This is a genomic window from Pseudomonas viciae (genome assembly GCF_004786035.1).
Lineage (GTDB): Bacteria > Pseudomonadota > Gammaproteobacteria > Pseudomonadales > Pseudomonadaceae > Aquipseudomonas > Aquipseudomonas viciae.
This window is the reverse complement of record NZ_CP035088.1, coordinates 416074-427686: the sequence shown is the minus strand read 5'-3', so window position 1 is coordinate 427686 and position 11613 is coordinate 416074. Positions and strand designations below refer to the sequence as shown.

9 protein-coding genes and 1 pseudogene are annotated in these 11613 nt (G+C 50.1%); 4 read left to right on the top strand and 6 right to left on the bottom strand.

Annotated features, from left to right (window positions below; translation table 11 throughout):
• The first annotated feature begins 65 nt into the window (after positions 1–65).
• From EPZ47_RS01900 to EPZ47_RS30690, 3 genes and pseudogenes are all read left to right on the top strand, one after another.
• A complete protein-coding gene (locus EPZ47_RS01900) occupies positions 66–1970 on the top strand; it encodes a methyl-accepting chemotaxis protein (RefSeq protein ID WP_135843286.1) in 1905 nt (634 codons plus the stop codon).
• Positions 1971–2107: 137 nt separating this feature from the next.
• Positions 2108–3154 (top strand): annotated as a pseudogene (locus EPZ47_RS30695) (methyl-accepting chemotaxis protein); the annotation flags it as partial.
• Complete coding sequence (locus EPZ47_RS30690; protein ID WP_371103554.1) at positions 3140–4012, top strand: methyl-accepting chemotaxis protein; 873 nt, start codon at positions 3140–3142, stop codon at positions 4010–4012. The pseudogene EPZ47_RS30695 and the gene EPZ47_RS30690, both read left to right, overlap by 15 nt.
• A gap of 141 nt (positions 4013–4153) precedes the next feature.
• On the opposite strand, the gene EPZ47_RS01890 is transcribed toward EPZ47_RS30690, so the two are convergent.
• The 5 genes from EPZ47_RS01890 to EPZ47_RS01870 all read right to left on the bottom strand — a co-directional run bounded on the left by EPZ47_RS01890 (position 4154) and on the right by EPZ47_RS01870 (position 9780).
• Positions 4154–4924 (bottom strand): ABC-2 family transporter protein, encoded by a 771-nt coding sequence (locus EPZ47_RS01890; RefSeq protein ID WP_135843284.1) that lies wholly within the window; start codon positions 4922–4924, stop codon positions 4154–4156.
• The gene (locus EPZ47_RS01885; protein ID WP_158296345.1) at positions 4925–5647 is read right to left on the bottom strand and encodes an ABC-2 family transporter protein; all 723 of its coding nucleotides are present in this window, start codon (positions 5645–5647) and stop codon (positions 4925–4927) included. It lies immediately after the preceding gene.
• 69 nt (positions 5648–5716) lie between these two features.
• The gene (locus EPZ47_RS01880) at positions 5717–6727 is read right to left on the bottom strand and encodes an ABC transporter ATP-binding protein (RefSeq protein WP_135843282.1); all 1011 of its coding nucleotides are present in this window, start codon (positions 6725–6727) and stop codon (positions 5717–5719) included.
• 174 nt (positions 6728–6901) lie between these two features.
• Complete coding sequence (locus EPZ47_RS01875) at positions 6902–8365, bottom strand: ABC-F family ATP-binding cassette domain-containing protein (RefSeq protein WP_135843281.1); 1464 nt, start codon at positions 8363–8365, stop codon at positions 6902–6904.
• A 2-nt stretch (positions 8366–8367) separates the two neighbouring features.
• Complete coding sequence (locus EPZ47_RS01870) at positions 8368–9780, bottom strand: phenylacetate--CoA ligase family protein (RefSeq protein WP_135843280.1); 1413 nt, start codon at positions 9778–9780, stop codon at positions 8368–8370.
• A gap of 261 nt (positions 9781–10041) precedes the next feature.
• On the opposite strand from EPZ47_RS01870, the gene EPZ47_RS01865 reads away from it, so the two are divergent.
• Positions 10042–10479 carry a bleomycin resistance protein gene (locus tag EPZ47_RS01865; protein ID WP_135843279.1) on the top strand — a complete coding sequence of 146 codons (438 nt, stop codon included), beginning with the start codon at positions 10042–10044 and terminating at the stop codon, positions 10477–10479.
• A gap of 151 nt (positions 10480–10630) precedes the next feature.
• Here EPZ47_RS01865 and EPZ47_RS01860 read toward each other — a convergent pair whose 3' ends face one another.
• Entirely contained in the window at positions 10631–11503 is an 873-nt protein-coding gene (locus tag EPZ47_RS01860) for a spermidine synthase (protein WP_135843278.1), read from the bottom strand.
• Positions 11504–11613: the final 110 nt, after the last annotated feature.

Genomic DNA, 11613 nt, shown 5'->3' with positions numbered 1-11613 from the left:
AGTTACCCCCTGATGGGCCGATAGTGCTTATACAAAGCAGTTCCGCCCTTCAAGGGAGTATCAGCATGTTCCGATGGCTAGATAACGTAGGCGTTAATCGCAAACTCGGCTTCGGCTTCGGTCTGGTGCTGTTCCTAACCTTGATGATCGCTTTCACCGGATGGACCGGCCTGAGCAATGTAATTGCACGCGGCGACACGCTGGGGTTCATCGCCAGCCTGAACGACCTGACCAAAGACCTGCGCTCGGCGCGCATGGATTATGACGCGACCCGCGGCGAAAAGGGCCCAGGTGACATCAACGATCTCCTCGGTAAATTGGAGCCTGGGCTACAGACCGCCCGCCAATTGATCGAGCAACCGGCCGACGTGGCGATCATCGACAAGCAACTGGCGGCGGTCGCCGAGTACAGAGTTGCCGTCGCCGAATTGATCCGCGCCACCGCCAGTCGTGAGGATGCGCGCAGCAAATTGGGCGCCAACGCCGATAACGCCGTGGCCCGCGTCGCCAACGTTGAAAACGCCATTCGGCAAAGCGACAACGTTGCTCAGTTCGACAGCGTGGTAAACCTGAGCAAGGCAATCCAGCAAGCCCGCTATCAGGTTCGCGGCTATACCTACAGCGGCAAGGCCGAGGCCGAGCAACCGGCCCTGGATGCCATCGATAACGCGTTGAAAACCCTCGGCAGCCTGCCGGCCCAACTGCCCGATGAGCACGCCGCCAACCTGCAACAGGCCAGCGAATCGTTCAAGACCTATCGTGCTGCGGTCAGCCAGTTCCATGACGCCCAGACCGCCAACGCTGCCGCCATCAAGCGCATGTCCGACCTGGGGGTTGTGCTACGCGAGGCCAGCGGAAACCTCACCCTGTCCCAGACGGCCGTGCGCGACCATGATGCAACCCAAGCCAACATTTTCCTCATCTCGGCCGCCGCGCTGGCCCTGCTGTTCGGGGTGATCGCAGCCATGGCGATCACCCGACAGATCGTCAACCCGCTGGAGCAGACCCTCAAGGTCGCCGAACGCGTGGCGGCAGGTGACTTGACCCACAACCTCAGTTCCGAGCGCCGCGACGAACTGGGCCAACTGCAACGTGCCATGCAGAGCATGACCGTGGGCCTGCGCCAATTGATCGGCGGCATCAGCGAAAGCGTCACGCAAATCGCCAGCGCCGCCGAACAGCTCTCGGCCGTCACCGAACAGACCAGCGCCGGGGTCAACAGCCAGAAAGTGGAAACCGACCAGGTCGCCACTGCCATGCACGAAATGACCGCCACAGTGCAGGAAGTGGCACGTAATGCCGAGGAAGCCTCCGAAGCGGCCGTCGCAGCTGACCAACAAGCTCGCGAAGGCGAAAAAGTGGTGGGCGAAGCCATCGCCCAGATCGAACGCCTGTCCAAGGAAGTGGGCAACTCCACCGAAGCGATGGGTCATCTCAAACGCGAAAGCGACAAGATCGGCAGCGTGCTGGACGTGATCAAGTCCGTGGCCCAACAAACCAACCTGCTGGCTCTCAACGCGGCCATCGAGGCGGCTCGTGCCGGTGAAGCCGGGCGTGGTTTTGCGGTGGTGGCTGACGAGGTGCGCAGCCTGGCCCAGCGTACCCAGAAGTCCACCGAAGAAATCGAAGCGCTGATCGGCAGCCTGCAATCGGGCACCGAACAAGTCGCGACCACCCTGGACAACAGCCGCAACCTGACCGACAGCAGTGTCGAACTGACCCGCCGCGCCGGCGGGTCACTGGAAAACATCACCCGCACGGTCTCGGCCATCCAGTCGATGAACCAACAGATCGCCGCCGCGGCCGAGCAACAGAGCGCCGTGGCCGAAGAGATCAACCGCAGTGTCGTGAATGTTCGCGATGTGTCCGAACAGACCGCGGCATCCAGTGAAGAAACCGCCGCCTCCAGCGCCGAACTGGCGCGGCTGGGGATTCATCTGCAGACGCTGGTAGGACGTTTCAAAGTCTAAGCACCGAAAAAGCGGCAACACGTGGCGAGGCAGCTTGCTCGCGACGCAAAGCAACTGACGCCTATTCACTACAGATCCCTTCCAACCGGTCGATATAGCTCCCAGCATATAAACTCAACGCTGCAGGGAGTAACGGCATGTTCCGATGGCTAGGTAACGTAGGCGTCAATCGAAAACTTGGTTTCGGCTTCGGCCTGGTGCTGTTCCTGACCGTGATGATCGCCTTCACCGGCTGGAGCGGCTTGGGTAACGTGATCAGCCGTGGCGACAAACTGGGGTTCATTGCCAGCCTGAACGATTTGACCAAGGACTTGCGCCTCGCCCGCATGGACTACTACACCACACGGGGCGAGAACGGCCCGCAGCAAGTCAACGACCTGCTCGGCAAACTCGAAGCTGGGCTCCAGACCGCTCGCCAACTGATCGAGCAACCAGCCGATGTAGCGCTGATCGACAAGCAATTGGCCGCCGTCGCCGAGTACAAAAGCGCCTTCGCCGAGATGACCCGCGCCACCGTGAGCCGTGAAGATGCCCGCAGCAAACTTGGCGCCAGTGCCGACAACGCCGTGGCCCGCGTCGCTGAAGTGGAGAAATCGCTACTGCAAGGCGACAGCGTCGCCCAGTTCAACAGCGTTGTGACCCTGAGCAAGGCGGTCCAGCAAGCGCGCTATCAAGTTCGCGGCTACACCTACAGTGGCAAAAGCGAAGCCCAGCAACCGGCTCTCGAGGCCATCGACACGGTCCTCAAACTGCTCGCCCGCTTGCCGGAGCAGGTACCCGAGGAGCACGCCGCCAACCTGCAACAGGCCAACGACTCGATCAACGCCTACCGCGCAGCGGTCAGTCAATTCCGTGACTCCCAGATCGACAATGCCGCTGCACTCAAGCGCATGACAGAACAAGGCGACGTGTTGCTCGACGCCAGCCAAAAGCTGACAGTGTCCCAGACGGCCGTTCGCGACCACGACGCAGCCAAGGCCAAGACCTTCCTGGCATCGGCTGCCGTGCTCGCGTTGCTGTTCGGTGTCATCGCGGCCTTGGTCATCACCCGGCAGATCGTCGGCCCCCTGGGCCAGACCCTCAAGATCGCCGAACGTGTGGCGGCGGGCGACTTGACCCACAACCTCAACTCCGACCGCCGCGACGAACTGGGCCAGCTACAGCGCGCCATGCAGAGCATGACCGTGGGCCTGCGGCAATTGATCGGCGGCATCAGCGAGGGCGTCACGCAAATCGCCAGCGCCGCCGAGCAACTCTCTGCAGTCACCGAACAGACCAGCGCCGGGGTCAACAGCCAGAAAGTGGAAACCGACCAGGTCGCCACCGCCATGCACGAAATGACCGCCACGGTGCAGGAAGTGGCCCGCAATGCCGAAGAAGCCTCCGAGGCCGCAGCCGCTGCCGATGCCCAGGCGCGCGAAGGCGACAAGGTGGTCGGAGAAGCGATTGCCCAGATCGAACGCCTGGCACTCGAAGTCGGTAACTCCACCACCGCCATGGGCGATCTGAAGCGAGAAAGCGACAAGATCGGCAGTGTGCTGGATGTGATCAAATCCGTCGCCCAGCAAACCAACCTGCTGGCCCTCAACGCCGCCATCGAGGCGGCCCGGGCCGGTGAAGCCGGTCGTGGTTTCGCCGTGGTGGCCGACGAGGTTCGCAGCCTGGCCCAGCGCACTCAGAAGTCCACTGAAGAAATCGAGCAACTGATCGTCGGCCTGCAATCAGGCACCGAACAGGTCGCGACCACGCTGGACAACAGCCGCAACTTGACCGACAGCAGCGTCGAACTGACCCGTCGCGCCGGAGGCTCGTTGGAAAACATCACCCGTACCGTCTCGGCGATCCAGTCGATGAACCAACAGATCGCCGCCGCCGCCGAGCAGCAGAGTGCCGTGGCCGAAGAGATCAACCGCAGTGTGCTGAATGTACGTGATGTGTCGGAGCAAACGGCGTCGTCCAGTGAAGAGACTGCCGCTTCGAGCGCTGAACTGGCGCGGTTGGGGGTTCATTTGCAGACGTTGGTGGGGCGGTTCAGGGTTTAACCTGCATCCCGAGCCTCTGAAGCCGAAGACGTTCTGGCGAGGGAGCTTGCTCCCTCGCCATGAGTTTATCCCCCTCCCTTTAAATGAACAGTACCGCCCTCCTTGAAGGAGGCCTATTGATCTCGTCGCTGGTTCTTTATTTCATCCCCCCACACTATCGAAACGATTAAATAACCCGTAGACGACTTTAATAGCCAAACACAGGGCAATTATCACTGCAAAAAAATAAATCAAAACAAATGGAGTCAACCCGTTATATAACCCATCCAATGCAACGGATGCGAATACAATCATAGGCAAAGTCGCAACAAAAAAGTACAGGACCACTTTCGAATAAAAAGCCGCTGGTAACAACGCAAATGTAAAAATGGATGAATGTATATAATCAACCGGCAAGTCTCGCTGCGTGATAAAGGAAAACGAGTTCAAGGTCAAAATAAAAGCAATACTTGCCAGCACGCCAACAACCAGACAAACAATATACACAAGCGTATTAACAGCGCTCATCAAAAAAGGTTCAAAGTTGATTTTCCCCGAGAGAACAAAGAAAACGATCAACAACAAAGCCACCCATAAGTAATACACCTGACACCATCTAAACAATATCAGCACAAACAAGTTAACAGGCCGCACCAAAAGTACATCGACCCTTCCCTGAGTAAGCTGTCGAAAAAAACCGGCGATGGCTGAGCTGAAAAAACTCACCAACAAGCCTCCTAATGCGTACGTCATGAAAAAAATAAGAAACCAGTTAATACCGACCTCTTCAGTGATCACAAACGAACTTATTACGTCAAAAAAAACGAACTGCAAACCGTATAGCATGAGCAGCGCCAAGACCCCACCTAACAAATTAACTTTATAGCGAGCCTCTTCTTTTACAGCATTTCCAAGCAACGCCAGAATATGCATTTAACCTCCGGCTCCCGAGTATCTGTTAGTGGCGTACCTAAATGTAACTTTGCAAGCCAGCCACACCACGACCGACCAGAAAACATAAAGACACAGAAGTTCCACAAGCAAGGCATTGCTTGGGCGTAACAAAAACTCCGCTGGACCACTGATTATCAGCCGAAAAGGATTATATTTCATTAAAGGCTGCAGATAATCCGGCCAATAAGCGATAGGCAATAGCGTGCCACCGATCACGCTGGCCAAGATAACCTGAAAAGCAAGCGTCATATCGGGTCGAGTTAACCAAAACGTCGACAATGACATCAAAAAGCCCAGCAAGAAACAAAAGAGCAAATTAACCAAGCTCAGCACGACAAATCCAAGAACACCTGTCCACTCCCCTCCCGTAACCATTACAAAAACTGAAATAATCAGAACAGGAATATAGTAGAGAACACTCTCACCAAAGAAGACAAATAAATTGTACGTAAAATAACTAATCGGCTTTATAAACACCCCCTCTAGCCGGCCTTCATGCACATGGGTTGAGACTCTTACAATCAGATCGTAGGCATTGTTCAATCGATTGAGAGCCAACACCGCAACATAATAGAGGTAGGTTTCTTCCAAGGTATATTCAGGCAATGCACCGGCGCGCTCGCCTGTATAAACAAAGCGCCAGATAGCAAACTGTATAAAGAAAGGCACCCCGGTGGCGATTACCAAGTCGGTAATTAACATGGACCGGTCCCTATACACCGAAAGCAAACCGGCCTGCATAAGCTTTAAATAAGCAGCACTGTTCACAACTCACTCACCCGACCAGGTCTTGAAAAGATTAACTACATTATTTTCAAAATCCACAGGGGAGACCTCCAAATCGTAAACCCCCTCTCGAAACATCTCAAAAATCGAACTCAAAGAGGCCTTGGGGACAAGGTAAGTCGCCTGATGGGCGCCATCGTTAAGAACACTTATATTCGAAAATCTGCCGATGATCTCCTTAAATTCCAACAGCCCCCGCTCGCTCCAAGCGGGGTCTTGTGTACTGACAGTCAACTTTATATTCGCTTTAAAATTCGCACTTAATTCGCGCATGGAACCATCAAAACGTATTCTCCCTTTATCAATAATAATCGCATCGTCGCAGCAGGATTCGATATCGCCCAAATCGTGACTTGTAAGAAAGACTGATAGATCATCTTCCTTTCTTTTATAATTCAGATATCTACGAATCTCATATTTAGACGTAACATCCAGCCCAACCGTCGGCTCATCCAAAAAAATCAACTTCGGTGCATGCAGGAGATTTAACGTCAGCTCGCATTTGACACGCTCCCCCAGGCTGAGGTTGCGCACAGGTTTATGCAGGACCTTACTAAGGTTTAGCGCCTCGGTCAGTTCAACAAGGCGCGTGCGATAATCATCATCGTTAATATTGTAAATCTCTTTGTAGGTATTCAAGCTAATCTTCACCGGCAGATCCCACCACAATGAAGTTTTGTGTCCAAACACAACACCAATTTGCTTGAGAAACGCTCTTTCGCGGCGACTGGGATCAAAGCCGAGAACTCTAACAGTCCCCGAGGAAGGTTTTTGAATTCCACACAGGATTTTTATTAAACTGGACTTACCCGCCCCATTAGGTCCAATAAATCCTACCGCGGCACCGGCCTTGACCCGGAAATCGATAGAGCTTAAAGCCTGAAACGGCACATACGTTGGCTTTATTAACTGCTTACACCATTGAGCAATTCCTTCCGTTTCACCGGCCAAATAATAATCTTTACAGACTGATTGCAAATCAATCAACGCTTCCATAGGTGTCCATAGCTTCTATAGCCTAATACCGTAGCATCGCTTTTTGTAGATGCCGTTAATATCGCAACAACACTCGCCAAACTTACTAAACCCGTTAAAAAATTCTTCCAAGAATATCTGCCGGAAATTCGACACTTACTGGCGCAACTCTTAAGCGGCCTTCCAAGATCCGTCTTAAAGACGTTCTCTACACCGCCCGTCTGCAATCTCAAAAAAGCGAGTTCCGACATTTTCAATAAATCTAATATCATGCGAAACTATTAATGCGGCCGCATTAAGACGCTGTATCTCACCCTCAAGCATTTCTTGGGAGCTGATATCCAAATGATTGGTTGGCTCGTCTAAAATCAAAAAATTTGGGTTGGTTAAGCGAAGCATCAACATCGCAAGGCGTGCTCGCTCACCGTAACTGAGTTGCTCAATTTTCTTTTGAGACTCAATATATGAAAAACCTGAGGCCGCGAGCTTATTAATGGCCTGTTGTCGGTCGAGTTCAAAACTATTCATAAAAAACTCCAACACCTCAGCACCGGGTGGTAATAACGAAAGCTCCTGATCAAGCACCGCAATTTTGACCGATGGACCCATTTTTATTGACAGGCTCGATTCATTGATGATGGCCTTTAGCAAAGTACTCTTACCACAACCATTGGCGCCAGAAATCACCAATCGGTCTCCCCTGTTGACCACCAAGGACTCTATGGCGAATAGCATATGCTCTGGAGTTGAATACAACCTCAAACCCTCGATCCGCAAAATGTGTCTGGCTTTGAATTCGTCCACTTCCAATGTAATCCCGGCTTTACGCGAGGTTTGTTTTTCGGGTACTGAAGCCTCAATAATCTTGATTCTTTTCTCTATTTTTTTAGCCTTCTGCAACGCCTTGTCACTATAGTTATTAACCCCTAATTGACGTTGAAACTGAGCGCTTTTCTTTAATCGTTGAATCTCATTCATGACTTCTGTTCTAGAACACGCCGAGGCATGCTCTTGCTCCAGGAACAGCTTCCGGGCCTGCGTAAAGGAAAAACCAAAGTAGGAAATGGTTCTATCCTGGAGAATTAATGTACTTTGTGTGACTGAATCCAGAAAACTACGATTGTGACTGATCACAACAAATGTAGGGACGATATTACTGTCTCTAAGCAGGCGTATAATGTTCGCAATGTGGTCCTGATCCAAATGATTTGTCGGCTCATCTAACAGCAAGAGATCAGGTTCTACTAGAATTGCCTTGGCAATCATTAGCGTTTTTTTCCAGCCACCATTCAGCTGATTGAACGGCAGCGACCGATGGTCTTTCGGAAAGCCACATAGTTCAAGCACATAGTCTACTCTCCATCTATCATCAACAGAATCGCATAGATAACTTTCCAATATTCCAGAAGCAGATAACTCATCCCATTGTTCTGGAAAGCCCTGCTCTACATATTGACATCGCAACCCCTTGGAATGGGCGATGATACCTTCATGCTCATTTATATGCTTTGCAATACTGCGTAGCAACGAAGTTTTCCCAGAGCCGTTATTACCGATAACGCCTATTTTGTCTCCCGCCTGGATGGAGAAATTAACGTCCTTAAAAAGCACTTTCCCGCTCAAAGACAAAGAAACGCCTTCCAGCTTCACCAAGGACATGACTAATTCAACTCCCACTCTCTGACAATACTTCTCCGCTTATACGATTTCTGCTCTGGCAGAGCATCAACTTCCCGGTGTAAGAGCTCGATTGAATAACCAAACAAACAAGAGAGTCGCTCTTTCAACTGCAATAAAATTTCTTCCATTTTTTTGTGTGGCGCGCCAACGTAACGAGTCATCAGTTCTATTGTTTCCGCGCTTTTTTGGGTTAACCGAAATGCTTCCAACGTTCTGTCAGGTGTGACCAAAATATCATCCACCGCGGCGAGAATAGATGCGCTAGGCACCAAGTGATATTCACGCGTACGAAAGGCATCATCACGCCTCCCATTTATTTCGTATAACGTCGTACAATCACTACCGCACGCACACCGCTCAGGCTCTAATTTCTGCCTGGCGACATCTCCGTGATCAAATCGAATCAACGGCATCAATTCATTATTTAGATCTGTGCAGACAACGTTACCGTAACCCCGTACATCAGCGTTCACAATTTCCAAGTAAACGCCGTCTTCAATAGCGTGATATTGACCATGAGCACATTGTGTCGCTATCAAACCGACCTCTTCAGAACTGTATTCGTCAAATACAGGAAGGCCCAGGGCTTGTGAGTAGTAGCTTCGCTCCAACTGTGTACTGCTTTCTGAATTAGTTAAAATGGCTTCAACGCCACTCATTTTTACTTCAGCCTTATGCTTAAGTATTAACGGCAAGTAGCTTGGCAGTGTCACAAGCAGCTTGGGGCGCAGGAGCATCAAGTGTTCACCCAAGGGTGTGCTGGGAAGCAGATCAGGAAGCTGAAAGGTTCTATACATTCCATGAAGCGACGAAAACGCCAATCCGGAGTGATGAAGCATATAAATCCAGTCATGCTTTTGGAGTGGGCGCTGCAAGCACGAATTGTAAAAACGCATCACTTGTAAATGATCTAGAACGATATCGTCGTCATCACTATAAATGGTGAAGGGCTTTCCGCTTGAGCCGGATGTTCGAGAGGTATTAGCGAGTTCAAGAGCCTCCGGATCATTTACAATCATACGAGCATCAAAACTGCTAAGGAGGCCTTTGTTGACTATCGGGAGCTGCTCAAAATCCGAAAAGCTGGAGATCCCGCCCTCCTCATAACCGCAGGCACCATACAGTTCCCGATAAAACGGGACGTTTTTGTACGCGTTGTCAACCAAGCTTCGAATTTTCGCGAGTTGGAATTTTTTTATCTCAGCGCGTTCCTGGCTTAAAAATCGCCCCATTGAGTCTGCGTTTTTTGACCATGACTCGAGAGCGTCACCTTGAAGGTTATAATTATCGGTTCTTGGTTTAAATGCTTGTTGCGCCAGCTTTTTTATCGCCGTCAAGCGGACACTTTCCAACTGCGAACCTTGGATGATTTCTGAGGAATGAAATTTGTTCATTGGATGTCCCCTGTCATTTAAAGTTACGTTTATTTGTTAACTCTCGACATACGCAATTTAAAATTCTAACCCACATCGACTCATGAAAAAAAGCCAACAGATGCCTCCTTCATAATTAGATACAAAAACATCACTAACTAAATACAAACAAGACCAAGAACGAGTTAAAGCATCTGAAAAATAAATTGGTTTTCTCAGAACAAGGCGTCATACTGATGATGCTTTAGCACACATAACATCTTCAAGGAGGAAGAGAATTCCATGGTTGATTTTAATAAGCTTGTACCCGAGATGATCGTATCTGACATTAAGGTAAGTTTAAAATTTTATTGCAAAATTATTGGATTCCAAATTGAGTACGAAAGGCCGAAAAATGGCTTTGCATTCATTTCGTATCATGGGAGCCAACTCATGCTGGAGCAAGATTATTTCCACAAATCACCTTGGCGAGTAGAACCTCTACAACAACCCTACGGGCGAGGGATGAATCTCTCAATTGATTGTCCGGATGTCAAAGCGCTGGCAAAGGCCTTAGTAACCTCGGGACATGAACTACGTAAACCAGTAGAAGAAGCTTGGTACAAGGAAAACAAGCAACTGCATGGCGAGAGTAATTTTCTTGTTTTAGACCCCGACGGTTACCTACTCCGCTTCGCTCAGGATTTAGGTTCAAAACCTGATAATCGCAACGAACTCTGATACATCAGACCACTTATTGATTACTCACCTTTTTTAAGTTTCGACATCGATTATAAAATGGGTGAGTAATCATTACTTTGGGGCGTTCACAATGGGATCACTGATGCGAATTAACGCCATCGCTGTGTTTGCTCAGATCACATCCATACGTTCAACACGGCGTACGTATTACCTTAGGAGCAATTACCGATCTTGAAAGTGATACCGCATCAATGTGCTGAGGATTATATTTACTTTCGATCAACTTCGTTTGCATCTGTTCGATGGATAGCTCCACATCCCCTACATGCCCTACCAGCCAAACCCAATCCTGCTCATCCACTTCGAAATACGTCACATGGTGGAATACTTTCTTCATTCTGTCATAGGATTTTTTAAGGGTCTTATATCGCCACAAACTTGAGTTTCCTGCTTGCGTAATAAAGGCGCCACTGGGCGTAAGTAGCGACTTCACTTCATGCCAAAACGGCTCGTTATAAAGAGACTCCGTTTCAGGCCCCTCATCCGGAATATCCATTACGATGAGATCATACCGCGTGGTTTTATCGAGCAAGCTTCTTATGTATTCTTTACCATCCGCAAATATAATTTTCAAAGCATCGTCGCTACCGGCGCTCGTGTATTTTATTATTTCTTCGCTTGTATAGCCGTATGGTAAAAATTCGCCGCAGGCCACCATACACTCTTCATCAATATCAACATGTGTTACATGCTCCACGCCGGCGTCTTGCAGTATTTTTACAGCCACGCCTTCGGAGGAGCCAATGACCAGAGCAGTTTTCGGCAGAGTCGGCATACTCAAGAGAGCCGGCATCACTTGCCCTTCATGGTAGGCCAATTGACTTAACTCAGAGCTTTGTCGCTCATTATTACAAAATAAAGTAACGCCATGGGCCGTGTCGGCTATCAGCATATCCTGAAATTTTGTTTTACCCTGGAAGTGGATTTTATATATTTCCCACGTTCTATCAACGCCTTTGGAAATAGGCTCTCGCAATAATATTGATTCTGGAATTTTATTCATTCGCACTACTCTCCGCATGCTGTAATCCCTTGAGATTCAAACGTTTCAATATATTTACTTTGTGTACGGCACCCCTTAGCGGTGCCGTTACGAAAACTGACGTGGTTTGG

Coding starts and splice junctions, on each gene's coding strand:
- EPZ47_RS01900 (WP_135843286.1), top strand. CDS start 66: ATGTTCCGATGGCTAGATAACGTAGGCGTTAATCGCAAACTCGGCTTC.
- EPZ47_RS30690 (WP_371103554.1), top strand. CDS start 3,140: ATGCAGAGCATGACCGTGGGCCTGCGGCAATTGATCGGCGGCATCAGC.
- EPZ47_RS01890 (WP_135843284.1), bottom strand. CDS start 4,924: ATGCATATTCTGGCGTTGCTTGGAAATGCTGTAAAAGAAGAGGCTCGC.
- EPZ47_RS01885 (WP_158296345.1), bottom strand. CDS start 5,647: ATGTTAATTACCGACTTGGTAATCGCCACCGGGGTGCCTTTCTTTATA.
- EPZ47_RS01880 (WP_135843282.1), bottom strand. CDS start 6,727: ATGGAAGCGTTGATTGATTTGCAATCAGTCTGTAAAGATTATTATTTG.
- EPZ47_RS01875 (WP_135843281.1), bottom strand. CDS start 8,365: ATGTCCTTGGTGAAGCTGGAAGGCGTTTCTTTGTCTTTGAGCGGGAAA.
- EPZ47_RS01870 (WP_135843280.1), bottom strand. CDS start 9,780: ATGAACAAATTTCATTCCTCAGAAATCATCCAAGGTTCGCAGTTGGAA.
- EPZ47_RS01865 (WP_135843279.1), top strand. CDS start 10,042: ATGGTTGATTTTAATAAGCTTGTACCCGAGATGATCGTATCTGACATT.
- EPZ47_RS01860 (WP_135843278.1), bottom strand. CDS start 11,503: ATGAATAAAATTCCAGAATCAATATTATTGCGAGAGCCTATTTCCAAA.